The sequence below is a fragment of the Bacillus sp. FJAT-29790 genome (assembly GCF_019039215.1).
Taxonomy (GTDB): domain Bacteria; phylum Bacillota; class Bacilli; order Bacillales; family Cytobacillaceae; genus Cytobacillus.
Genome location: NZ_JAHNZZ010000002.1, coordinates 99,255 through 125,695 on the forward strand (window position 1 = coordinate 99,255; position 26,441 = coordinate 125,695).

Here is a 26,441-nt window from a genome sequence, read left to right on the forward strand (position 1 = left end):
TTGTGGTAAAATCCCTATCTCTAAAGATGTAGAAAAACGACTAATTTTGTCTAATTTATTGTTAATTTGTCGAATTTTGGTATAATAGTACTGATATAATAGATTACCGATATGATCAAACTTATCGAAGGATGAGAAGACGAAAAAATTAATCCACCTTTTTGGGTGTTTTTTATTTGCTTAGATAAAGCAGAAGGGATGTTCAATCATATGAGAATGATTCATATTGAAGAATATGATGCAAAAACAATGCAATTAGCGAGACCTATTTATGATTCACATAAAAGAATTCTATTAGCCGCTGGCCGAACGATACATGAAGTATATTTGCAGAAAATCAAACAATTTAATATTCGATATTTATTTATCGAAGATGCTGAATCTGAAGGAATTACACTTGATGAAATGTTAGATATGCCCACATGGATAGATGCCATTAGGTTAACAGAAGAGGTATTTATGGAAGTCCAAAAAGTACAAACAATCACACAGCCAACTCTCAAAAAAATTCAAGAAATGATTGGGAAACTTGTTCTTGAAGTTCAAAAAAGGCCGATTCTCGTCTTAGTTCCGTCCTCTTCTGTCACTTCTGAAATAAAACCATATGCCCATGCAATCAATGTCACCTTACTTTGTTTACAAATCGCCAAAAAAAGAGGGTACAACATGCTTCAATTGCGGGATTTAGCGATCGGAGCACTCTTGCATGATATTGGGAAAGTAATAAGTGAAGATAACGATAAACATACATTAAATGGGTTTCAATTATTAAGAAATGTAAGAGAAATTAGTGTGCTATCAGCTCATATCGCGTACCAACATCATGAAGCATTAAATGGGAATGGGGCACCCCGTAAAATCAAGGGGAATGAATTCCTTGAAATGGCTCAAATATGTGGGGTTGCAAATTTATATGAAAATAGTATTTCAAAAGGAATGCTCGCACCACATGAAGCGATGGAATTGATTATGACTAAATCTGAGAATACCTATGATCACGCGGTCATTCAAGCATTTTGTGATGGCGTTCCATCCTATCCACCAGGAACAAAGATTAAATTAAATAATGGAGAAGTAGGGATTGTTTACAAGATAGACAAAAACATCCACCGGCCTACTATCCGTATTTTTCCAACCTTACAAGAGATTGCCCTCTCTGAGTCACCTACCATTCTGATCAAGAACATTACAGCATAGAGGAATTAATTATCTGAATAACAGAGGAAGCATATATCGGAGAGGAGAAACTAAGAGGCTAAAGTTTCTCCTAAAATACTAGACTGCTGCTCACCTATGACACTTGATAAAAGAAGCTTTGGTGGAGACTATCCACCATTTTTAATTTGTAGTCAAATGTCTTTCAGTGATTTCCCCCTTTTTGGATATGCTAAAGGTGAATTAATTAATACATCTATTCTAAAAAATTGTAAATTTTATGAAAAAAATGTAAACTATGATAAATGAATTAAGAACTGTATCGGACTCCAATTTGACATACTTTCCGATAATGGCAAATCTCTTAAAAAATAGGAACGAAAAGCCATAAGCCTAAAGTCTCTTTCAATAGTGGAGCTGGTTTAACGCGAGAATCGCACATAGGTTTTGTGACAATTATATGCATTCCTTTTCTTGGAAGGCCTTTTAATTGAGAAAACATTTCTTGTTGAAGTCGATATTACCAATTAATGATAGTTTTAGAAGCTGAAATTATAACATCGGAGACATACACAAATTAAATTGAGAAGGCTTACTTTCTGGATATTTTGAAAAATGTTATTGCTTTCGTTAAAGGTATTTAACGGCGCAATGAGAGAGGTTTGTTGAAATGAAAAAACTTTTTCAAAAGCTGACGAAGGAATATACAATGCATTCAGTGGCTGGTGAGGTAGATTTTCATCCTCTAATTAACGACCATCTTAATGCTGTTATCAAATTGGACGTTGCAGGGAAACTCATTTCTTATAATTACGCGTTTACAAAACAATTTGGCTATACTGAAAATAATTTCAAAGGGTCGATTTTAGACATTTGTATAAAACATGATAGGATTGAGCAAAAACAATATTTTGAAGAAGCTCTCCTAGGTAAAACACAAAGATTTAATACTTTAGGTGTTTGCAAGAATGGAAAGACAATAGATATCAATGTTACATATATTCCAATACTAAAAGAAGATGGAACGGATGTTTATGTCGTATTAAAAAATATTACAGATTTAAAGGAGCAGGAAAGGGAACTAGAATTATTTCAACAAAGTTTGAATAAGGTTGAAGGAATTGGGAATATAGGTAGCTTTCATTACGAGATGAAGAGTGGCCGCACATTTTGCTCAAAGCAAATTCGTGTAATTTTTGGAATTGGAGATGATGAAGAATTCTCTCCAACTTATGAACAGCTATTAGCGTTCGTTCATCTTGACGATCATTATAAACTTGAAAAGGCGTTCCAGGAGGCTTTAATCACGAAACGTAGTTCTAATTATGAATGTAAAATTATAAGGCAGGATCAGACGATTCGTCATGTGTTTACGCAATTTGAAGTCCTTTTAGACGAAAGGGATCAGCCGTTTCGTGTCATTGGGTTCGTCCAAGATATTACGAATAGTAAAATCATTGAGAACAAGTTAATTGAAACAGAAAAGCAGTTTTCTCAAATCTATAACAACGATGATATTGGGATTTGGTCTGTTGATGTACTGACAGGTAAAATTCTGCTTTGTTCTAATGGAATTGAACAAATATGCGGTTATTCAGCGAAGGAGCTTGAAAGCAAAAATCAATGGGTTTCTCTTGTTCATCCAGATGATTTGCCGCCGTATTTGGAAAGGAATCAAGAGTTATCCAAAGGGAATATCCTTCGCTATAAATACCGAATCATCCATAAGAACGGCAACATTAGATGGGTGCAGGATTATACGATTCCAACATTAAATGCTAGTGGAAAGCTAACCCAATTAGATGGCTTGATTTCCGACATTACAGAGCAAGAATTGTTAAATGATAAAGTAAAGCATATTTCCTATCATGACTATTTAACTAATTTGCCAAATCGAAGAATGTTTGATGAAAAACTTCAGCAGCTTTCAGATGAGTTCGCTGGAAGTAATCGAAAATTTGCCGTAATGATCCTCGATATTGATCATTTTAAATACATTAACGATACGCTGGGCCACCCGATTGGTGATGAAGTACTAATACAAGTTTCCGAACGCCTCGCTACTATTTTTACATCAGATGATATGCTTGCACGAATTGGCGGAGATGAATTCGGCGTATTAATAATTGATATAGAATCGATTGAAAATCTAAAGAAAATCGCCGAGCAAATGATGGATCGTTTAAAAGACCCATTTCTAATAAATGGGTATGAGCTGTACGTTACCGCCAGTATTGGAATAAGTTGTTTTCCTGACGATGGCGAGTTTAGCCATGAATTATTAAGAAATGCTGATATTGCATTATACAAAGCTGAAGAATATGGAAAAAATACTTATAAGATTTTATCCTCGTCAAGTAGTATTGAGGCATTCAAAACATTTAGCTTAGGACGGGATTTAATTAAGGCATTAGAAAACAATGAGATGATCATATATTACCAACCTCGGGTGGATACACGTTCTGGTAAAATTGTGAGTGCGGAGGCGCTTATACGCTGGGAACATCCGGAGTGGGGACTTGTTTCTCCGGGCGAATTTCTCCCAATTGCTGAAGAAAACGGATTAATTCATCATATTGATGATTGGGTTTTAAAGGAAATATGTCAGCAATTGAGAAAGTGGAAAGACGAACGGCGATGTACTGTTCCGATTTCCATTAATATTTCTGCAACCCATTTCATGAAACACGATTGGCTTGATACGATCAAGAAAATTATTCGTGAGGCTGGTATTCGTCCCAAAGACTTGGAATTTGAAATTACCGAAAGCTCTTATTTAAATAATGAAGAAGTTGTAAAAAACACCATTTATTCATTAAAAGAAATGGGAATTAAAATTGCATTAGATGACTTTGGTAAAGGGTATTCTTCCCTTTCTTCCTTAGCACAATTTCCTTTTGATGTCATCAAAATTGATAAATCGTTTATTCAAAACATGGTCCATAGCAATCAAGATCAGTTTATCGCAAAATCGATTATTTATTTGGCAAAAGGATTGAAAATAATGGTAGTAGCAGAAGGGGTAGAAACAGTACAGCAATTAAAAATGCTAAAAAATGAAGAATGCCATCAACTTCAAGGCTATTTATTTAGCCGCCCTATCCCGGTTAAGGAATTTGAAAAACTTTTAGCAAAAAAGATATTGCAGCCAATCGATCCAAATTTGAAGGAAATGCAGAGCAAACGAAAATACTACCGTCTCAACTTCCCATATCCGCTTGCAGCTGACATGACTCTATTGTCAATTGCGGATCATCCAATGCAATTAGGAAAAGCAAGTGTATTAATAGAAGATATGAGTATTGGTGGCCTTCGTTTTCTCTCATTATTAAGACTACCAGTACGGGAAGACATGATTCTCCAGTTTGAGGTTGAATTATTGGATGAAACGATCAAATTAAGAGGACAAATTGTTTGGAAAGAAGAAATAAATGATGATATTACAGAATACGGCATCGAATTTATGATAACCGAAAATGAACAGACCATTCTTGCTAAGTTGCTTAACACTTTTAAAATCTTATTGGAAAATCGAACGGGTTTGCCGAAATATAAAATGGTGAAAGGAGATAAATATCAATATTTTCGGTCATTAACATATTAATATTATTTGCTAAGAAAAAGCACTTCGTGGATTGTATAGTCAACTGAGGTGCTTTTTTGTGTAAGTAATAAATTGTCGGTCGGCTTACGAAGAATTTGCCCTATAGACATGCGGAATAACCAGTGCATTGAAAGTAGGACGATCGAAATTATATTCTCGGTTGGGAACACGAGCTCATGAGAGTTTTATTTGTAATAATGATTAATGCTTTAATCAAATGGAATTGTTTGTATATTCGCTAAAAAGGGATGGAAATCTTCCACTCAAAGGACTAAGTGGGACTTACATCGCTACATAAAACGCCTCAGAATAGTAGAACATATCAATATACTGGAGGTGAGCTAATGGAGCAAAAGGATTTTGAAAAAATCTATAATGAATATCGAGAACAGAGCGAACAACAGGCCCATGTTGAATTGAGGGAAGAGGATTCCACTGGAAAAGAGGAAATTGTCGCGGTTCGAAAAAATGATGATGGTGATATTATCGCCTTTAAAACGAAAACAGGGCGTGAATTGGATTACATTACCGCATTAAATGAAGCGAAGGAAGGGAATATTGCCCATATTGATGTGTTTCATAAGTACGGCAGGGACATTATTCGAAGCGAACCAGATGGAATAAAAGAAAATAACTTAGATAACTTGCCATCCTTTTAAAGTGAAATCCATGGGTTTCACTTTTTTGCTATTAGGTCGTCACTTATTTTTATGGTATTAGAGTCGGTATGAAAATGCTATCTACATAAGCTTAGGGTAAAGGATGAAAAGGATTAACGAGGTGTCTATGATCAAACCAACCATTTTAGTTGCAGATGATGATGAGAATATTCGAATGGTGACGCAGCTTTATTTAGAAAAAGAAGGTTTTCGCACGAAAATAGCATGTGATGGATCAGAAGCAATTCAATTATTAGAAAAGGAGAAAGTGGATTGTGCTGTTATCGACATTATGATGCCTCAGATTGATGGCTGGCAGCTTTGTGAAGAGATAAAATCTTATTATGACATCCCTGTTTTAATATTAACAGCTAGAGATGAAACGGAAGATAAAATTAAAGGATTTCAAATAGGAGCAGATGATTATTTGACGAAGCCTTTTCATCCAGTAGAGCTAGTCATGCGAGTGAAATCACTTTTAAAAAGGTATCATGTTGTTTCCGCAAGTAATTTATCATTTAATAATCTCACGATTGATATCAGTCGTTATCAGGTGCTGATTAACGATAAAGTGATAATGCTCCCCACCAAGCAGTTTGCTCTCCTTTATACGTTAGCTACCCAACCAGGGCAAATTTTCACTCGGAATCAACTCATTGAGAAAATATGGGGCTTAGATTATGAAGGGGATGAAAGAACGGTTGATACTCATGTAAAAAAACTGCGCAAACAATTAAAAGAATATGAGGACCAGCTCCAAATTGTAACGGTCAGAGGATTAGGTTATAAGGTGGAGATTCAACCTTGATAAAATCTATATATACAAAAAATGTATTAAGCTACTTTTTTATTATCATTTTGTCGTTATTTTCATCGTTTTTACTCACTTCTTTTTTATTCCAAAAACAAGAGGCCCAAAGCCATGAGGATGAGTTGATTACATTAGGAAAACAAGTAATCAATTTATATCAAAGATTGGATGACAATAGCTTTAATGCGTATTTAAAAAGCTTTTCCGCCCTTCCATTGGAAGTTTATATTTTTAATGAAAATGGAATTGTCTCTCAGAACGGAACAAATATAAAAACTATGCAGCGGGAAACGATTAACTATGTATTAGATGGAGGGGTCTATCGAGGTAGAATGAATTCACATCATGAAGGTATCGGGCTGCCATTTACAATGAATAATAAAAACTATGCGTTATTTATTAGACCCGCTATTATAGAAAAATTTAGCCAGATCCGTGAAATTTTGTTGACCGCATTATTTACAGCCTCAATCGTAGGAATTCTACTCATTTTGTTGACTACCCGATTCTTAGTCCAGCCTATTGTTCAAATGACAAATGCAACAAGAGAACTGGCAAAGGGGAATTTTCAAGCCCGAATGAATGTTAAAAGTAGAGATGAAATTGGTGAGCTGGCAAACAGCTTTAACTTTATGGTTGAAGAGTTAAATAAAACAGAACAAATGCGCAAAGATTTTGTTGCGAATGTGTCACATGAATTTCAGTCACCATTAACTGCTATTAGAGGGATGGCAGTCGCTTTAAAAGATGAAATGGTAGACCCGAAAGATGAAAAGCTCTATTTAGGGCTGATTGTAGAGGAGAGTAAGCGTTTATCAAGCCTAACAAAACAATTGCTGAATTTGTCTTCTCTTGAAGTAAACAAACATCCGTTTTACCCGAGACTATACCGTTTAGATCAACAAATACGCAATCAGCTTGTAGCGATGCAACCGTTGTGGATGGAGAAACAACTTGAAATCGATTTCGATCTTTCCAAAATGGAAGTATATGCAGATGAAAATTTAATGAGTCAGGTATGGACGAATTTATTTTCAAATGCCATCAAATATAATGCGATCAATGGAAAAATTACTGTCCAAGGACAGAAGCTCGAAGATGAAATTAAAATAACCGTCAGTAATACAGGCAGCGGCATTCCTGAGAAAGACATCCCTTATATATTTGATCGTTTTTATAAAGGGGATAAATCACATAAAAGAACGTCACACAGTTATGGGCTCGGTCTGGCAGTTGTAAAGCGGATTATCGATCTTCATGATGGAAACATCTCCGTTACGAGTTTTGAGGGCAAAGAGACCACATTTATGATTAGAATACCGAAGAAATAAATAATAACTAGGTGTTTTAATATATTAGAAAAGCGAACTTATTTAGGTTCGCTTTTTTTTAGGTCACATTCAGGACACAAAACTCCTATATTCTTTATTTATCAACATGAAAGAAGGAGAGTTCATCTTGGGCAATTTACTCAAAATTAGTTTGAAAAACACGGTAGCCATCATGATACTTGTTGTATTAGTGATAGCTGGCGGTGTTTATTCTACGAATAAAATAAAAGTAGAAACGTTTCCGAACGTATCATTTCCGGCTTTATTTGTACAAGCCGTTTATATGAATCACTCAGCAGCGGAGCTAGAAGAACAATTAACGAAGCCACTTGAGGATAGCATTAAACAACAAAGAGGATATGACACCTTATCAAGTACATCTAGCAATAATATGGCAAGCATATCCATTATGTATCCTTTTGGCACTGATATGGATGAACAGAAGGCAAAGCTTGAAGATGCTATGAATAAAGTAAAGCTGCCGGATGGTGCGAAGGTTGATATTTTACAATTTAATTCAGGTGCTATGCCTGTGTACGAGGTAGCGCTTGCTGAGAAGACCTCTGACCCTAATTTACAGAGCGCAATTGAAGACAATCTTGTGCCTTCACTTGAAAAAATCGAAGGTGTAGGAACTGTAAGTATTAAAGGGGAGAAAAAACAAAATGTCTCCATTGTCGTTGATCAAGAAAAAGCAAAACTATTAGGGATTACGTTACAAAACATAAAAGATGCGATTCAAGCGAAGAATTATAAAGTTTCTCTTGGTCAAGTGAAAGATAATGGTACAAATATCCCGCTTGAGATGGAAGGGTCAATAAATAGGATAGATGATTTGAAGGAAATTGAGGTTTCCGGAAATCAACTCAATGCAATGACAAATAGACAACCATCCTTGCCACAAGGATTTAAGGGTTCAGCTTCACAAGCTCAAAAAGTGAAGCTTTCAAACATAGCTAAGATCGATAGTGTAACTGAGCAGAGTGAAATATCCCGTTTTAATGGGAAAGAAAGCTTTTTATTGGCAATCACTAAAACACAGGATGCTAATACAGCAGAAGTAGTAAATAATGTGAAAGACAAAATTGACTCGTTTAAGAAAGAGCACGACTTCACATTATATACGGTTCAGGACCAAGGAAAAGAAGTGGAAAAATCAATTTCCTCTCTTCTAAATGAAGGCAGATTTGGTGTATTATTTACGATTCTGGTCATTCTTCTTTTCTTAAGAAACATTCGTGCAACATTGATCGCGATGATTTCTTTACCGGTCTCTATCCTGGCTACCATTGCATTATTAAATCAGTTTGATTACACCCTTAATATCATGACGCTTGGTGGATTGGCAGTTGCAATTGGCCGGATTGTTGATGACAGTATTGTTGTCATGGAAAATATCTTTCGTTGGCGCCAAGAGAAAGGGAAGGAGCTTAGTGTTAAACAAGCGGCTCTTCATGCGACAAAAGAGGTGCTTGGGGCGGTTACTTCCTCCACATTGGCAACACTTGTTGTGTTTTTGCCGCTTGCCTTTGTTAGCGGAATTATTGGTGAATTTTTCAGACCGTTTGCACTTTCAGTTGTATTTTCCATTTCAGTCTCTTTAATTGTCGCATTGTTTTTAATACCCGTATTAGGAAGTTCATTCTTTAAGAATATTAAGCATGTAGAAAAGAAAAGCAAGCTCGTAAATGTATATGAGAAACTTCTAAGAGCTTCATTAAATAAAAAACCGGCTGTCATTATTCTATCGATCGTTCTCTTATTCGGTTCATTGGCTCTCATACCGAAACTGGGTGTGGCATTCTTACCAGCAGGGGAATCGAGTGCGATTCAGGCTCAAGTTAAATTATCAAGTTCGCTAAGTATTGAAAAAACAGACCTTGTAGCAAAGGAAATTGAATCCTTTTTAGATGGAAAAGTGGAAATTGACCACAGTCAAGTTTCTCTAGGGATGTCAAATAATCCAATGATGATGATGGAAGGAGGCAGTGATAATAATATCTTGTTTTATATTCAACTAAAAGATGGGCAAAAAGCCGATTTGTTGTTAGACGATTATCAAAAAAATATTCAGGATATTGTCCAAAAACAATATGAAGATGCGACTGTGACAGTGAGTGAAGTTCAGAATGAAGGCCCACCATCAGGTAATAGTGTGGATGTTCAGCTCTTTAGTTCTGATTTAAATAAGCTATCTGAAGCATCCAATCAAGTCGAAGCATTATTAAAGCAAAACAAGCATCTAAAAAATATTCAAAGTAACTTAAAAGATGAACAAACAAAATGGCGTCTTGTCATAAATGAGAATGGGAAAGAAGCAGACGTTCAGTTTATTCAACTTATGCAAGCCATTAATGAGTATTTATGGCCTGTGACAGTAGGCGAATATGAATTGAATGGAAATGCGAAAGAAGTCACATTAAGCTATGATAAACAAATAACGTCCAAAGATGATATAAACAATATCGAAATAAATACAGTGGCTGGCAGAAAAAAAGTGAGCGAAGTCGCTGACATTAAGGAATCAAAGGACCCTGTAACGATTTACCATGAAGATGGAAAAACGCTTGCGAAAGTCTCTGCTGTTATTAAAGGGAATGACACAGCTAAAGTGACAAATGACGTCAAAAAAGATATTGATTCTTTAACCCTGCCAAACGGAGTAGATGTATCGATCGGTGGCGGCATGGAAATGATCAATACCGGTTTTGCTGATTTAGGTATGGCGATGGGAGCGGCCATTGGGCTTGTTTTCCTTGTTCTAAGCGTCACATTTGGTGGAATATTGACACCACTTGTCATATTATCTTCTCTTATTTTTGTTCCAATTGGAGCGCTTGGCGGTTTATTAATTAGTGGACAATCATTGTCCATGAGTGCTCTAATCGGCATGCTGATGCTTATTGGGATTGTTGTGACGAATGCGGTTGTTTTACTAGATCGGGTGGAAAAGAACAGAATAAATGGAATGGAGCTGTTGGATGCTGTAATTGAAGCGGCTAAGACACGTTTGCGTCCGATTTTAATGACCGCTTTTGCAACCATCTTTGCCCTTATTCCACTGGCTCTGTCATCATCGACATCTGGTTTAATTTCAAAAGGATTAGCCGTAACAGTCATCGGCGGCTTAACCACATCAACACTTTTAACACTTATATTTGTACCAGTTTTATATGCGACCGTAGGTAAGTATAGAAAGAATTTATCAACGGATCTTTAAGAATTTTTGGGCCTGCCCCCATTGCATGACACAATATGCAATGGGGGCGCCTTTTTTTATGAACAAATACTTTATTCTTATAAGCTATTTTCGCATATATTATTGTTTTAGCCTTCAAAGTTTGCCCGTTGATTTCCGCTGCGGTCACTTGCTTTCCGCGGGGAGTGACGGGAGCCTCCTCGGCGTTACCGCCTGTGGGGTCTCCCGTTCCCTCTATTCCCGCAGGAGTCAAGTGCCCTCCGCTCCAATCAACTCAGATTATTAAATAAAAATTACATTATAAAAGCAACAAACTTGACGAAAGCAGCCTTCTGATATTATACGCTGTCACCAAAAATACATCTCAAGTCTTAGAATCGCTTACGCTTGCAGTCTATAGAAAGAAACGGATTTTTCGTGTATCTTTGTATATAAGAACCTTTTGTTTTTATTTCGAATTGAAACTTTGCTTTTGTTTCATACGTATATATATAAAGGATTTTTTAAGTCAGGAGTCGATTTGCGATGAACCGTTTTTTAGCCTTTCTTGTCCGATCATTAATTACGATCTCAACGGCTGCCACTGTTTGGCTTGTGAGTTATTTTGCATTTAGCCAAACCTTTCTGCTTTCGGGCGTTATTTCCCTCGGTGGAGGGATTATTACGTATCGGATCACGGGAATGATTATGAAACATCGGTTTTTAAAAAAGCATCGTTTGACAAGAAAAGAATATCAATATATTAAGAAAAATTTAGATGAAGCGAAACCGAAGATTTCACGATTGCATAAAGCACTACTCTCGATTCGTCATATTCCATCCTTGAAACAAAGAGTCGAGTTTATAAGAATCACGAAAAAAATCTACAGGCTAACGAGGAGTGAGCCGAAACGATTTTATCAAGCTGAGCGATTTTTCTTTTCCCATCTGGATTCGGCTGTTGAGCTATCGGAAAAATATGTGTTCCTATCCGCCCAGCCGAAAAAAACGTATGAGCTTGATCAATCTTTAAATGAAACCCGCCGTACGTTGGAGGAATTAACAGACTTGGTGGAGAAAGATTTATATCAAGTCATTTCGGATGATATTGATCAGCTTAATTTTGAAATTGATGTTGCAAAGCATTCGATAAAGACGTTAAAGGATACGCGAATCAATGATGAAAGCAGGAGATTAAAATGAGTGAACACAATCCATCCCTGTTGAAAAATACAAATCAAGCAAATTTAATGGACGATTTACTTTCCAATCCGTTTGGGGACAAACAAGAGCTACCTAGTCTATCGGTAAAAGAAGAAAAACCGGTCAAGCTCATTGATGTGATTCCGGAGGAAAACAGAGTAAAGGCTTATCAGCTTGCTGAACAAATTGACCCGAAAAACCATCAGGCGATGATTTCCTATGGTACTCCGGCGCAGTCAAAATTATTATCATTCTCTCATACGATGCTCGAACACGTCCAAAAGAAAGATATTGGCGAAGTAGGGGAGATCATCAGTGACTTAATGAAGAAATTTAACGAGGTGAATCCGGATGACTTGAATGCTGACCCGCCGTCCTTCCTCGCCCGTATGTTCGGAAGACTCTCAGGCTCTGTTCAAGAGGTACTGTCCAAATATCAGAAAACAGGTGCACAGATCGACCGAATCAGTGTGAAATTGGACCGCAGTAAAAACATCCTTTTATCGGATGTTGTCATGCTTGAAAAACTATATGAAAATAATAAAGAGTATTTCCATGCCTTAAATATTTATATCGCAGCAGGTGAAATCAAGCTTGAAGAATTGCATCAAATAACCATTCCAGCGCTAAAGAAAGCGGCCCAAGAATCGAATGATCAAATGAAGTTCCAAGAAGTGAATGACATGATTCAATTTGCCGATCGTCTGGACAAACGTCTGTATGATCTGAAATTAAGCCGTGAAATTACGGTTCAAAGCGCACCGCAAATTCGCCTGATTCAAAATACAAACCAAGCCCTTGTTGAAAAAATTCAGTCGTCGATCATGACGGCCATTCCGCTCTGGAAAAACCAGGTGGCGATTGCATTGACACTAATAAGGCAGCGGCATGCAGTGGAGGCGCAGAAGCAGGTTTCAAAAACAACGAATGAGCTTTTGTTGAAAAATGCTGAAATGCTAAAGGCAAATACGATTGAGACAGCAAGGGAAAATGAACGTGGACTTGTTGATATTGAAACATTGAAGAAAACGCAGGAAAATTTAATTTCCACCCTTGAGGAGACACTTAGGATTCAGGAAGAAGGAAGAAGCAAACGCCGTCAAGCGGAGTTTGATCTGGCAACGATGGAAAGTGAATTGAGGCAGAAATTATTAGAGATTAAAGGAGAATAATTATAGAAAAAAGCTTTAATTAATCAACTGTTAGATTAATTAAAGCTTTTTCTGTAGAGTGATAATGGATTATCCAATAGCTGCCGTGTTCGGTTTGGCTGCCGGGAATTTGATTCGTACTTCTGTTCCTTTTTTTAATGCACTGTTAAACTGAATCGTACCATTATGCGATTGGACGATTTTAAAGCTAACAGTAAGGCCAAGCCCTGTTCCTTTTTCTTTGGAAGAATAGAAAGGCTCGCCAATTTTTTCTAAGCGTTCTTGGGAGATTCCGCATCCTTCATCTTTGACTGTAATAAAGATCCCAGCCATTTCTTCAGATTTTACACAAACGGTAACAATTCCGCCGTTTGATGAAGCTTCGATGGCATTTTTAATGATATTAATAAATAATTGCTTCAATTGGCTAGGTTCACAGTCAACTAAGTACTCCTGCTTTTCAAAGATAAACTCGATTTGAACATCGTGCAAACTTGCCTCTGTTTTTAGTAAGGAAATGACATCGAATAATATGGTTTGGACATCAGCTTGTTTAAACTTGATTTGCTGGGGTTTCGCCAAGAGCAGGAGTTCGCCGACAATATGATTAATTCGATTTAGTTCATCAAGCATGATTTTATGGTAGAATTGATGTTTTTCATCCTCCATTTGGAGAAGTTGGGCGAAGCCGATTAGTGATGTAAGAGGGTTTCGGATCTCATGTGCTACACTTGCTGCCAATTCTCCTACAACCGATAATTTTTCTGTCCTTCTAAGGCGTTCTTCTGTCTGTCTGAGCAGTGTGACATCCTTCCCATAGCCGATGATCCCATCGATTTTTCCATTTACAATGATTGGGAGTGATGTACATTGCAGTGTAATCGCATCTCCATTTTTATGACTGATCTGAAGTTCATAGCTTTGTGAGCAGCTATTACTCATTATATTAGTAATGGACTGTAAAACAATGTTTTGGTAATGTACCGGAAGGATGTCCTTGATATTTTTTCCAATTGCCTCATTCGTTTCATAGCCAGTGACTGTTTTGAATTGAGGATTGACATTAGTGATGAGCCCATCCAAATTAATCATATAAACAATTTCTGGATTATATTCAAATAGCGATTTATATTGTTGTCTGCTTTTTATCAGCAGGTTTTCAACAATCTTTTTTTCGGTAATATCCCTCCCGATGATCACCAACCCTTTCCGGCTGCCATCAGCATGAAAGAGAGGAACTTTAATGGTATCAAAGGTTTTTTCAGATCCGTCTGGTAAAGGAATGACTTCTTCGATATGGGTAATACCGCCATTTTTCCATGTGTTCTCGTCAGACGTTTCACAGTATATGAGTGCATCCCTGTAAAACTCTGTAAACTCCGCAAGTTCAGAATCCTTTTTTCCTCGGTAATCAACATTTTCAAGCTGAAATAATTTTAAACCAAATTCGTTGGCTTCTATCCATCTGCCTTCTCCATCTTTAAAATTCACAAAATCCACCATTGAGTTAATAAGGGTAGACAGACGTTTTTCTTCCTTCTTCGTTACGTCCAATTCTTCTGTCTTGTTTTTCCAAGAATAAAATAGCCATCCTGTGGCGAAAATATACAGTAGTTCTTTCATCCTTTCGAGAAATAGGATAAAAGTTGAAGGTTCGAATAGGCTAAGGAGCATGTGTGTTCCAAAAAACCAAATGATGCTAATGATAAAATATAGAAAAAATAGCTTTTTTTTGTTCATTGTTTTTAGTAACTCCTATTCTATTCCTTATGGAAAAGGAGTGGAAATTCCCTTTTCATCCACAGAAATGAATCGTATTTGAAACGAAAATCATTGTTGTTTTTATTGTATAATAATATCGAACCATTCAATAGATAATAAGTTTATCTTTATATTAAGTGCAGATTAATAATAGATAAAGCCTTTTCCCCATATTCATAGAAAAACCCCCTGTTAAGGAGAGAGACATGTACTTGACCATTAAAGAAACAGCCGACTTCTTATCTTATCCGGAATCATACGTGGAAAGCTTGATTCAGCAAAAGCGAATACGCGCCATTTATGACGGAGAGCAGTTTTTAATCAATAAGGAGCAATTTACTACCCATTTAAAACAAACAGAAAAATATAAAGAGCTTGTAGAAGAATTTATCAATGAACCAATTCCCGAAGATTTGGATGTGAGGGACGAGGATTAGGGGGAACACCTGATAAGTTTTTTTTGACGTTTCAACTATATTCCTTTCCTATTCTATCTATGCAAATTTGGATTAAATCACATTATTTTACAATTACTATTAATTTATATAAAATATAAATTAGTAAAAATTGCATAAAAAGGAGAGGATTTCTATGTTTGATATTACAGTAATTGGTGCGGGTCCGGCTGGTGCAAGTGCTGCGTTATTTGCTGCTAAAGCAGGGAAAAAGGTACTCGTGATTGATAATGAAAAAAGTATTACAAAAAAGGCGTGGCTAGAGAATCATTATGGAGTGTTGGAGATTACTGGACCTGATTTAGTGGAAATCGGCAAAAAACAGGCAAGTAAATTTGGCGCAGAGCTGATAGAAGGAACAGTAGAAAATATTGAGAAGTCAGGTTCAGGTTTTACCGTTCAGACTGTTAATGAGAACTATGAATCCCATCACGTTATTTTCGCTACTGGTCTATTAACAGACCTTGCCGAAAAAATTGGTTTAAAAACAAAGCCGGGAACGGAACCACGAATTAAGACTGTTTTAGCTGTTGATGAAAATGGGAAAACGAATATTGAAGGCATCTGGGCAGCTGGCACAATCGCAGGAGTAAGTGTGCATACAATTATTACAGCAGGGGATGGAGCGAAAGTTGCCATCAATGTAATCAGTGAGATAAATGGCGAACGGTATGTTGACCATGATCTATTAAAATAATTTTTGAAGAAATACAAGAAGGTCAGTATCTACCCGTAAAGGGTGGAAGCTGGCCTTTTTGTATGGAAAAGCATTTGAAATTTTGCTTGATCCCTCCACAATTTTGTATTCATGCATAAAGTCTTATGCTTTTAGTCCTTGTTATCTTAAAAATGCTAGTAAATAGAAAATTAAGACTATTAGTAAATAGTAGGAAAGGATCTTATTTAATATTTAGAATAATATAAAATTAGTAGAGAAACCATATTGAGGAGGGATTCTGTGAAGAAACCAATTTTATCATTAGCTCTTGCTACAACATTAACATTTGGAGCAATCGGCTCTCAGGCTGTTTTTGCAAAGCCTATCGAAGTGATGCAAAATCAGCCGGTAAAAGTTTTTGATCATAAGGTGTTCGATAAGATTAATGTGGAAAATATTTATAACAATATCGCCCATCTATCCCAAACACCAAGGGTCGCGGGAACTGAGGCAGAAGATAAGGCTGTACAGTATATTAAGAAGCAGTTTGAATCTTACGGGTATGAAACAGAAATCCAACCGTTTACTTTCTACGGCTATACACCACCACATACGATTGATCTGGCTGTTAATGGCTACAACGGCAGCCTTGAACCAACTTCTTTTACATACACGGTAAGTGGAAATGTTTCTGGTGAGCTTGTATATGTTGGTTTAGGTACAAAATCTGAACTTCAAAATAAGGATCTGACTGATAAAATTGCACTTATTAAACGTGGGGACATTACCTTTGGTGAGAAAGTGTTAAATGCTGCAGAAAAGGGAGCAGCAGGGGTTATCATTTTCAACAATGCTGCTGGAGCGTTAAATGGGACACTAGGAGAGACGAATGACAAATATGTGCCGGCTGTTTCTCTAACAAAGGCGGAAGGCGATGAGATAGCAGCTAAATTAGAAAGTGGCGAAAAATTATCTGCGTCTTTAAAAATTGAAGGTGCATTTGCGGGCGAAAGTACTTCCCATAATGTGATTGCAACGAAAAAGCCTACCAATAATAAGAAAGATACAAATAATATTATCGTAGTGGGTGCTCACCATGACTCAGTTGCTGGAGCACCGGGAGCAAATGATGACGCATCAGGAACGGCGATGACGCTTGAGCTTGCGCGAGTATTTAAAAATGTGCCGACTGATACAGAAGTTCGTTTCATTACATTTGGTGCAGAGGAGCTTGGTCTGATTGGTTCAACACATTATGTTGATAATCTATCAGATGATGAAATCGACCGCACAATTGCCAACTTTAACCTTGATATGGTAGGAAGTAGAGATGCTGGAGATCTAATCATGCTTACACTTGATGGAAAGCCTAACCTAGTGACGGAGCTTGGTCAAGCTTCAAGTGCAAGGCTAAACGGTGAGGCTACGCCATATGGACAAGGTGGACGAAGCGACCATGTTCCATTTGCAGAAGCGGGAATCCCGGCCGCATTATTTATCCATGACCCATCCGAGCCATGGTACCATACGCCAGAAGATTCGATTGATAAAATAAGCAAAGAAAAGCTTCAGGATGTAGCGGAAATTGTTGGGGCAGCGGTTTATGAACAAGCACGTTTTGACAATATGGGGCCAAAACCGAAAAAAGTGAAAAAGGTAAAGGCGGATAAACAATTTTATCACGAGCAAGATGTAAGATAATGCAAATAATGGCCAGTCCCCTACTATTTTAATAGTGGGGACTGGCTTTTGTTTTCTTCAATATTTAGGAAAAAAAGGTATAATAAAAGAAAGAAGCGGGTAAATGATTAATTTAAATGCCATTTAGTTGCCAATCAGGCTGGTACGGGTTTAATATATTCATACTTAGTTAGTTAATTCTTGTCTGAATTTATTTTGAATTTAGATAAATATCGTTATTTCTTAGGAGGCATAAAATTGATACGTTTTGGTGTTGTAGGAACGAATTGGATTACAGATCGGTTATTGGCATCTGTTAGTGATATGGAGGATTTTTCCTTAGCAGCGGTTTACTCTAGAACAGAAGAGAGAGCAAAAGAATTTGCGGACAAATATGAGGTACAGACAATTTTTACAGATATTGAAAAAATGGCAAAAAGCGAACTAATTGATGCCGTCTATATTGCAAGCCCTAACTCCTTCCATGCCAATCATGCCATTACCTTTTTAAATAATGGGAAGCATGTTTTATGTGAAAAGCCGATGGCGGCCAATGCAGCAGAAGTGGAGGCCATGATTGAGGCTGCAAAAAGGAACAATGTGTTACTGATGGAAGCGATGAAGACGACTTTTCTTCCAAATTTTAAAAGAATTCAAGAGAATTTACATAAGATAGGTAAAGCTAGGCGGTATGTCGCTAATTATTGTCAATATTCATCAAGATATGATGCGTATAAAGCCGGCACAGTTCTAAATGCATTTAATCCCGTCTTTGCAAATGGCTCTTTAATGGATCTTGGAATTTACTGTGTGTATCCGATGGTTGTTCTATTTGGCGAACCGAAAGAAGTAAAAGCAACATCTGTCATGCTTAATTCAGGGGTTGATGGAGAAGGCAGCCTTCTTGTGAAGTACGATGAGATGGAGGCGGTCATTATGCATTCCAAAATTTCCGATTCCAATTTACCCTCCGAGATACAAGGTGAAGAAGGCAGTATAATTATCGATAGTATTTCTGCACCTGAACATGTAGAAATTAAGTTTCGGGATGGCCGGAAGGAAGTCATATCTGTTCAGCAAAAGAGCGAGGTCATGTACTACGAAGCAAGAGCATTTATCGATTTAATTAAAAATGGACAAACGGAGTCTGCGGTCAATTCATTTAAACAATCTTATCTTACAGCCAAGATTTTAGACGCTGCAAGGAAGGAAATTGGGCTCATATTCCCTTCCGACAAATAATAAATAAAGAGAATCAATTCAGCTGTATAAAAATAGACTTTTTAGGGGTGTCTGTCGCCCCACAAACTGGTGCGTGTCACCAATTATGAGAAAGCCGGGATTAATTTGAAGAAACATCAAACTTATTTACTCATTACTTGTGTAATGATTCTCTGGGGATTAAATGTTCCTACGATTAAGATCCTTGTCGACTATTTTCCGCCGTTAACAATTACCTCCTTACGAATTTTAACAGCAGGCCTAGTTGTATTTGCCATTTTGGCTTTCATGAGGAAAGTGCGAAAGCCAAGTTTAAGAGAATGGAAGTTTATTTTTATTGGGGGATTGTCAAACATTGTCGTACACCATTTCTTTTTGTCGATCGGACTGACGGCAACATCGGCGACAAATGGCGGATTAATTTTAGGAACGGGTCCATTATTAACAGCAACTCTATCCTCCATCATCCTACGGAACAAGCCAACATTTATTAAAGTGCTTGGTTTTTTATTTGGGATTGCAGGTGTTTCTTTTATCGTTTTATCTGGTGAAGGAGGATTGTCGGGACTTTCTGGCGGCGACCTGTTTATTTTTATTTCTATTGTCTCTCAAGCATTAAGCTTTGTCCTAATTAGCAGGATGACCAAAACATTAGATCCTCGGCTTTTAACAGGGTATATGCTTGTGTTCGGCGGAATTATTTTATTTATCATCAGTCTTTGGAAAGAACCTGCAGGATTAGCAGGCGTTGCACATGCTCCTATTTGGATATGGGCTATATTTCTAGCTTCTGCTGTTGTTGCGACTGCTTTCGGTAATATGGTCTATAACTTAACCATTAGTCGAATTGGGCCGGCAGAGACATCGATCTTCTTAAATTTAAGTACCTTCTTTACATTAGTTGGTTCCGCTGTTTTCTTAGGGGAAGTGATCACCGTTTACCATTTACTTGGTTTAGTGCTAATTGTATCTGGCGTTCTGTTTGGATCGGGTGCTTTGGAAGAACTTATTCACAGGCGGAAGTACAAGGCACATAGGCAGGGGCAAAGCCAGAATTTCTAACAATCTTTAACTTTATTCAGCAGAAGTCTCCCACTTCTATAAGTGATGAGATGAATGCAAAAAGGTATTCAATTCAGTGAGGGTTCAAACCCCGGCTGAATAAAGTTAAGCCTCCGGCGGATGCCTCAAATTTTTAAAGGGAATTTATCGAGCAAGCTCGATAAAAATCTGGGCGCAAATACGCCAAGGCGAATTTGATTCGTACAATGGAGAAAATACCGTTAATAAATTGCATGATCAGCGCGAATATTTTGAAAGCAGAAAAAGGCTAAGGTTCGCTTAACCGCAGCCTTTTTCGCTAAATATTGTTCTAGATTAATACCCTTTTTTATAATCAACTAAGTTAATAGACGGAGATTGTCCATTTAAATAATTTTTTAAATTTGGTATGAAAATATTCTCGATTACGCGTTGATTATAATGTTCGGTTGATCCAGCTGTATGTGGTGTGATGATGACATTTTCAAGGTCCCACAACGGGCTGTCTTCGCTAAGTGGTTCTTTTTCAAATACATCCAGTCCTGCACCGGCGATTTTTCCTTCTTGGAGTGCCTTAATAAGTTCCTCTTCAACAGCGATTCCCCCGCGCCCGATATTGATGAAGAAGGACGATGGCTTCATGAGGTCAAATTCCTTTGTACTGAATAAATGATGGGTGTCTTTTGTAAGCGGAAGGGTTACCGCAACATAGTCGCATTTAGGAAGAACGTTATTCAGCTGATCAGCAGTGTACATTTCGTCTACAAAATCCTCGGAATTTCCGGAGTTGCGGATGCCGAGTACCTTCATTCCGAATGCTTTGGCGATTTTCGCTGTTTCCTTGCCGATTGCGCCAACCCCGATAATCCCAATAGTTTTTCCATGCATTTCAAGCTTTAGGCCCGAATGATGCCATGTTTTTGTTTGTTGATTTTTTACATATGTATGAATTTTCCTTGTTAAGGCGAGCATGAGGGCAAAGATTGTTTCGGAAATGGGATATGCATGGACGCCATTTGCTGAAGTTACACATATTTCCCGCGATGCAAGTTCTTCTAAAGGCAAGTTATTGACTCCGGCGCTCCATGTCTGTAGCCAGCGCAGGTTTGACTCCCCATGAAGGTTGTATTCCTTCATTTCCTTTTTCCATCCTGCAATAATTTCGGCTTCTCGGAGGTGGTCATGCCAAACTTCACGATCTTTTCCGATGATGAGTTCCCAGTCAGGTATTACTGCTTTTAATGTTTCAATGTGAGTTTGATCAAGATTCTGGGTGATGATTAGTTTTCTTTTTGCCATCAAGATTCCCCCTGTTTTTAGACAGATATGTAATAAATAAAAGTAAATAAATGAAGCCTGGCATCTTATTAAGCGGAAGTTTATGTGATTCGAGCATAAAGTACGATGATCAGGCGGAAAATTCAAATAATTAGGCAAAAAATTTGAATTAAAGTTAAATTTCGGTTAATTCAGGCGAAACCATAAGAGGAGCCCTATCACTTATTAAATAGAGCTAGTCTTTTTAGCTTCCATTAGGATAAAAACTCTTGCGGATTCAGGCCTAATTCCATACAAATTTGGGATACGACTTGTTGTTCGCTAGGGTCGAAATGTCCGTCAGCATAACCAATGGCAATGCAATAGCGGGCAACAAGGCGGGCGATTTCAGGTTTGGATCTGACGCGCCCTAATGCTTTAAAGGCTTCCGCTCGTCCGATGATCGAATCCCTTTCAATCCGTTGCACAAATAGGTTAAATTGCTGAATGACTTTATTTGTATCAAACACTCTTAATTCTTCGCTTTGATTAACAAATTCCATCATTTTTTGGCGCTCGGCGGGGTCAAGTCTGCCATCCGCCATTGCTACAAGGGCGCATGCAGCTACAACAGCTTCAAGCACATCCTGGCTTTTATAGCGGGCAAATAACTCCTGGGCTTTTCTTTTTTGCTGATTTGCCCATTGGGAATAATCTGTTTGGTTTGGTGACCAGGAATTTCCGCAACTGTTGCAAGTAAATTTCAGCTGGTTTTTACCGATAAATCCGCCCAATAAACCGATAGGTCCAAGAATGAGTCCGCCAATCGCAGCTTTACCTAGCCCGAATCCTTTTTCGCCGGTGCGAACATTTGGTGATCCGCAGCGGGTGCAATTAATATTGTCGCCACCGTTTGTTTGAGAAGAGGAATATGGCTGTCCATAATTTCCTTGCTGCCCGAATCCAGGCTGATTATATGTAGGATTCTGCTGTCCGAATGGGGACTGATTGTAAGTTGTATTTGACTGCTGTGTCGTCTGAGTGAAAGCTGGTTGATTGTAAGCGGTATTTTGCTGTCCTGAGTAGGAATTGAAAGATTGTGCTTGCTGTGAATGACCAAAAGGCTGACTGCTATGTTGCTGGTACTGCTCCGATTGGAATGATGGCGTAGGCGAAGGGGCAGGTTCATCATCAACGGTTACGCCAAAATTCCGGCAGAGTGCGGCCAAGCCGCCTTGAAATCCGCTTGCAACAGCGTTGAATTTCCACTCGCCATTATGGCGGTATAATTCTGCAGCTACAATCGCTGTTTCCACGGTGAAATCACGGCCAAGATCAAAGCGAATTAATTCTTCATTCGTGAGAGCGTTGAAAATTCTTACATACGCATTGGATATTTGCCCGAAATTCTGCTGTTTCACTTGAGCATCATGAATGGTGATCGTGAAAGCTATGCGCTCAATGGACTGCGGTACTTTGCTTAGTTCAATTTTTATTTGCTCATCATCGGATGCGCCAGATCCTGTTCGATTATCACCGCTATAAAGGATTGAGCCATTGCCCCCGGATGGATTATTATAGAAAACAAAATCCAAATCACTTTGTACTTTTCCTGAAGGACCTACTAAAAATGCAGAAGCATCAAGGTCATAATGAGTACGGCCTTGGCTAACATCCCAGCCTAAACCAGCAACAACAACTTGTAAACCGGGATTTGACTTTGTTAAATCTACTTTTTGCCCTTTGCGTAAAGTTACACCCAATACTTTCACTCCTATCGTTAATAAAAATGCCAAAATCGGATTTTTATTTATATAATTAAAGCGTTTTTTGGTAGATAGCTAGATAAAAAATGAAATTTCTAAGTTTCACCTTATTATAAAACAAATTGGAATCAATAGGAAAATGATTACCCTTATTTTAAAAAATGGTCAGCCTTTCCGCATTAAGCGAATAGAAGCTGACCGTTTTTATGTATAGCGTAACTCCTAAATATCTCGAAAATTACCAAAGTACAGGCTTTGCAACCATGAACCAAAGCATGAACATTAAAAGAATCAGATAGAGCCAGGTAGACCAAGTGAGTCTTTTAATGAGAATTACCTGATTTTGCTCAGGTTCATGAAATTTACGAATCGTGGGTGTAAACGCACGAGCTAGGAAAAATGCAGATCCTAGCATAACAGCTAAAGTAGCGACGATCCATGACGTTTTCCATGTCCAATGACCCATATAGATGAGCAGTGCCCCGCTTCCGACCAGGACATGGCCGGCGTGCTTAACGAGCCGGACAGCAGATCGGAAAATTTCGATGTAGGCCCGTTTAACTTCAGAATCGGCAGTTCGCAGTTTTTTCACAATTGGAATTAAAACAACAAAGGGCCCTATGGAAAGGACCGCGCTGCTGACATGAATATAAAGAATAAAGCGATATAGTATGTCCATGATGTGAGGCAGAATTAGTCCGTAACAGGACGGAATTCATGCACCCACACTCTCATTTGTGGAAGCCAAGGCATACCAGGGTGGTAAGATAAAATCGATTGCTTGTACTCCTCTACGTTTGAATACCCTTCCTGTTGTGCATGTTCATCAGTCAATTCACCAAGTGACTGTGAATATACTTTTTCAACCACAAAGTCCTGGTTTTGAAGTGACATGATTTCACCAATATCTGCATATCTACCATTCCGGCGGGTAGCAGTTTTTTTGCCTGCAAGTACTTTCTCAACGTCCTCTGGAACGGTTACAAGGCGCTCAATAGTACATGTTTTTGGTGGTAGTTCATTGTTATTATGTTGTTGTGTCATTTAAAAATTCCTCCTTTTAGTTCTTCCACTTTCTAATATTGCCATAGAAGGAACAATAGTAACAGTGGGAGTTTTGATTAAGCTCTTATATGTTAACCTAATTTAAATGAGCTCTTCAACGAAACAATCCGGTTAAATACTGCTTTTTCCTGTGTCGATTGCTTCGGATCGACATTAAAATAGCCATGACGGAAAAATTGGAATTTGTCCTGTGGCTTAACATCCTTCATATTCGGCTCAATGAAACCTTGAACGATTTCAAGTGAGTTGGGGTTGATATAATCAAGGAATGTTTTTTCTTCCGAGCTGTTTTCATCTTCATCTTCCTCGGCATTGATATCTGCATCAAGAATTAATGGTTCGTATAAACGAAACTCGGCAGGAATAGCATTTTTGGCATCTACCCAGTGTAGCGTTCCTTTCACTTTTCGACCGGTAAAACCTGATCCGCTCTTTGTTTCAGGGTCGTACGTACAGTGCAGCTCAACGACATGACCGTTTTCATCTTTAATGATGTCATTACATTTAATGAAATAAGCATGTTTTAAACGGACTTCGTTACCAGGGAAGAGGCGGAAGAATTTTTTTGGTGGTTCTTCCATGAAATCGTCCTGCTCAATATAAATTTCTCTTGAGAACGGAATTTGACGAATCCCCATTTCAGGATTTTCTGGATTAATTTCTGCATCGAGCATTTCTACTTTGTCTTCAGGGTAGTTTGTAATTACAACCTTTAAAGGACGCAGAACGCCCATTGTACGCGGAGCATCTAGCTTCAGATCCTCTCGTACGAAATGTTCAAGCATTGCTTCGTCAACATTTCCTGATCCTTTAGAAACGCCCGTTGCTTTTACAAATTCACGAATAGCTCCAGGGGTATAGCCTTTCCTTCTTATTCCGGAAATGGTTGGCATCCGCGGATCATCCCAGCCATCGACGAATCCTTCATCAACGATTTGTTTTAATTTCCGCTTACTCATGACTGTATTCGTGATGTTCAGGCGGCCGAATTCGATTTGCTGTGGCTTGCTTTCCATTTCGCACTCTTCAACAACCCAATTATATAATGGACGCTGATCCTCAAATTCAGTCGTACAAATCGAATGGGTCACGTCCTCAATCGCATCTTCAAGCGGATGGGCAAAAGCGTACATCGGATATATGCACCACTTGTCACCTGTGTTGTGATGGCTTGCATGTGATATGCGGTAAATAACTGGATCCCGCATATTTAGGTTCGGTGAGGACATATCAATTTTCGCTCGTAGTACTTTGCTGCCGTTTTCGAATTCACCATTACGCATACGCTCAAATAAATCAAGATTTTCCTCAACAGAACGATTGCGAAAAGGGCTTTCCTTTCCAGGTTCTGTAAGGGTGCCACGGTATTCGCGAATTTCTTCTTGCGTTAAATCATCGATATATGCTTTTCCTTTCTTAATTAAAAGGACGGCACGATTGTACATTTCCTCAAAATAGTCAGACGCAAAACGCAGTTCTTCCCATTCATAGCCAAGCCATTTCACGTCTTCTTTAATGGCATCTACATATTCCTGGTCTTCTTTTAATGGATTCGTGTCATCAAATCGTAAATTTGTTCTTCCGTTAAAATCATCGGCTAGGCCGAAGTTAATTATAATGGATTTTGCGTGCCCGATATGAAGGTACCCATTCGGCTCTGGGGGAAAGCGGGTGATAACCCCTTGATGTTTCCCTGTTTCCAAGTCCTCTGTGATAATCGTTCTAATAAAATTTGATGAATTATGTTCCAAACTGGTATCAGCCTTTCTTATATGTAGTTATTTCTATTCTAATGATATTGACGAGATAAATAAAGCCTTAGCAATAGCTTCTATTATATACAATATTGGAAAGAAAGAAAAAGAGTGGTATGGCATGAGCTTTTCAAATCTTATCTACTGCTTTTATCAGCGGAAATCCGGTTATTAACGAAAGGCTGTTTTCGCATATAGTGTTGTTTTAGCCTTCAAAGTTTGCCCGTTGATTTCCGCTGCGGGCACTTGCTTTCCGCGGGGAGGGACGGGAGCCTCCTCGGCGTTACCGCCTGTGGGGTCTCCCGTTCCCTCTATCTCCCGCTGGAGTCAAGTGCCCTCCGCTCCAATCAACTTAGATTATTAAATAAAAATCATATTATAAAAGCAACAAACTTTACGAAAATAGCCTAACGAAAAAAGAATTTTGGCCATATTTTTACGGTTGAGTTCATAACATGGTCTTCACGAACGAGTTATTTCCATTTCTTTTTTCCTTTTTTTGTGTTAATATTTAGTGATGCGAAATATATATTATTGAAGTCACAAGAGCTATAAGATAAACAGATCTTCTATCTAGGAAGATTTTTTTCTTTGGCTGTTTTCGCATGTGTTGTTGTCTTTAGTCTACAAAGTTTGCCCGTTGATTTCTGCTGCGGGCACTTGCTTTCCGCGGGGAGGGACGGGAGCCTCC

General features: G+C 38.1%; 19 protein-coding genes. 13 read left to right on the top strand and 6 right to left on the bottom strand.

All coding sequences use genetic code 11. The features are described from left to right. Window positions 1–210: 210 nt before the first annotated feature. The 8 genes from BGM26_RS15540 (at window position 211) to BGM26_RS15575 (ending at window position 13,113) form a co-directional block, all read left to right on the top strand. The gene (locus BGM26_RS15540; RefSeq protein ID WP_217040887.1) at window positions 211–1,197 is read left to right on the top strand and encodes an HD-GYP domain-containing protein; all 987 of its coding nucleotides are present in this window, start codon (window positions 211–213) and stop codon (window positions 1,195–1,197) included. A gap of 628 nt (window positions 1,198–1,825) precedes the next feature. Next, window positions 1,826–4,759, top strand: a complete 2,934-nt coding sequence (locus BGM26_RS15545) for an EAL domain-containing protein (RefSeq protein ID WP_217040888.1) — start codon at window positions 1,826–1,828, stop codon at window positions 4,757–4,759. A 344-nt stretch (window positions 4,760–5,103) separates the two neighbouring features. Beyond that, window positions 5,104–5,418 carry a DUF3892 domain-containing protein gene (locus BGM26_RS15550; RefSeq protein ID WP_217040889.1) on the top strand — a complete coding sequence of 105 codons (315 nt, stop codon included), beginning with the start codon at window positions 5,104–5,106 and terminating at the stop codon, window positions 5,416–5,418. Window positions 5,419–5,545: 127 nt separating this feature from the next. Beyond that, window positions 5,546–6,226 (top strand): response regulator transcription factor, encoded by a 681-nt coding sequence (locus BGM26_RS15555; RefSeq protein WP_217041198.1) that lies wholly within the window; start codon window positions 5,546–5,548, stop codon window positions 6,224–6,226. After that, on the top strand, window positions 6,223–7,560 hold the full coding sequence (locus tag BGM26_RS15560) for a HAMP domain-containing sensor histidine kinase (protein WP_217040890.1): 1,338 nt from the start codon (window positions 6,223–6,225) through the stop codon (window positions 7,558–7,560). Before BGM26_RS15555 ends, BGM26_RS15560 begins: the two co-directional genes overlap by 4 nt. A gap of 127 nt (window positions 7,561–7,687) precedes the next feature. Further along, entirely contained in the window at window positions 7,688–10,780 is a 3,093-nt protein-coding gene (locus BGM26_RS15565; protein WP_217040891.1) for an efflux RND transporter permease subunit, read from the top strand. A 504-nt stretch (window positions 10,781–11,284) separates the two neighbouring features. Continuing rightward, window positions 11,285–11,941, top strand: a complete 657-nt coding sequence (locus tag BGM26_RS15570; RefSeq protein WP_217040892.1) for a 5-bromo-4-chloroindolyl phosphate hydrolysis family protein — start codon at window positions 11,285–11,287, stop codon at window positions 11,939–11,941. Continuing rightward, window positions 11,938–13,113: a toxic anion resistance protein gene (locus BGM26_RS15575; protein ID WP_217040893.1), complete on the top strand. Its 1,176-nt coding sequence runs from the start codon at window positions 11,938–11,940 to the stop codon at window positions 13,111–13,113. The genes BGM26_RS15570 and BGM26_RS15575 overlap by 4 nt, the downstream gene beginning before the upstream one ends. A 69-nt stretch (window positions 13,114–13,182) precedes the next feature. Here BGM26_RS15575 and BGM26_RS15580 read toward each other — a convergent pair whose 3' ends face one another. Beyond that, on the bottom strand, window positions 13,183–14,832 hold the full coding sequence (locus BGM26_RS15580) for a PAS domain-containing sensor histidine kinase (protein ID WP_217040894.1): 1,650 nt from the start codon (window positions 14,830–14,832) through the stop codon (window positions 13,183–13,185). 227 nt (window positions 14,833–15,059) lie between these two features. Here BGM26_RS15580 and BGM26_RS15585 point away from each other — a divergent pair, with 227 nt between their 5' ends. The 5 genes from BGM26_RS15585 (at window position 15,060) to BGM26_RS15605 (ending at window position 19,929) form a co-directional block, all read left to right on the top strand. Further along, on the top strand, window positions 15,060–15,290 hold the full coding sequence (locus BGM26_RS15585) for an excisionase family DNA-binding protein (protein WP_217040895.1): 231 nt from the start codon (window positions 15,060–15,062) through the stop codon (window positions 15,288–15,290). A gap of 154 nt (window positions 15,291–15,444) precedes the next feature. Next, window positions 15,445–16,005: an FAD-dependent oxidoreductase gene (locus BGM26_RS15590; protein WP_217040896.1), complete on the top strand. Its 561-nt coding sequence runs from the start codon at window positions 15,445–15,447 to the stop codon at window positions 16,003–16,005. A 261-nt stretch (window positions 16,006–16,266) separates the two neighbouring features. Further along, window positions 16,267–17,667, top strand: a complete 1,401-nt coding sequence (locus tag BGM26_RS15595; protein WP_217040897.1) for a M28 family peptidase — start codon at window positions 16,267–16,269, stop codon at window positions 17,665–17,667. 237 nt (window positions 17,668–17,904) lie between these two features. Next, window positions 17,905–18,888 (top strand): Gfo/Idh/MocA family protein, encoded by a 984-nt coding sequence (locus BGM26_RS15600; protein ID WP_217040898.1) that lies wholly within the window; start codon window positions 17,905–17,907, stop codon window positions 18,886–18,888. A 105-nt stretch (window positions 18,889–18,993) separates the two neighbouring features. Further along, window positions 18,994–19,929, top strand: a complete 936-nt coding sequence (locus tag BGM26_RS15605; protein ID WP_217040899.1) for a DMT family transporter — start codon at window positions 18,994–18,996, stop codon at window positions 19,927–19,929. 315 nt (window positions 19,930–20,244) lie between these two features. Here the strand turns inward: BGM26_RS15605 and BGM26_RS15610 are convergent, their stop codons facing one another. The 5 genes from BGM26_RS15610 to BGM26_RS15630 form a co-directional block, all read right to left on the bottom strand. Continuing rightward, window positions 20,245–21,207 (bottom strand): D-2-hydroxyacid dehydrogenase, encoded by a 963-nt coding sequence (locus BGM26_RS15610; RefSeq protein ID WP_217040900.1) that lies wholly within the window; start codon window positions 21,205–21,207, stop codon window positions 20,245–20,247. Between the two features lie 233 nt (window positions 21,208–21,440). Then, window positions 21,441–22,928, bottom strand: a complete 1,488-nt coding sequence (locus BGM26_RS21730) for a TerD family protein (protein WP_217040901.1) — start codon at window positions 22,926–22,928, stop codon at window positions 21,441–21,443. A gap of 241 nt (window positions 22,929–23,169) precedes the next feature. Beyond that, window positions 23,170–23,610: a hypothetical protein gene (locus BGM26_RS15620; RefSeq protein WP_217040902.1), complete on the bottom strand. Its 441-nt coding sequence runs from the start codon at window positions 23,608–23,610 to the stop codon at window positions 23,170–23,172. Window positions 23,611–23,624: 14 nt separating this feature from the next. After that, entirely contained in the window at window positions 23,625–23,975 is a 351-nt protein-coding gene (locus tag BGM26_RS15625; RefSeq protein ID WP_217040903.1) for an ASCH domain-containing protein, read from the bottom strand. A gap of 92 nt (window positions 23,976–24,067) precedes the next feature. After that, window positions 24,068–25,747, bottom strand: a complete 1,680-nt coding sequence (locus BGM26_RS15630; protein WP_217040904.1) for a glutamine--tRNA ligase/YqeY domain fusion protein — start codon at window positions 25,745–25,747, stop codon at window positions 24,068–24,070. Window positions 25,748–26,441 lie beyond the last annotated feature (694 nt).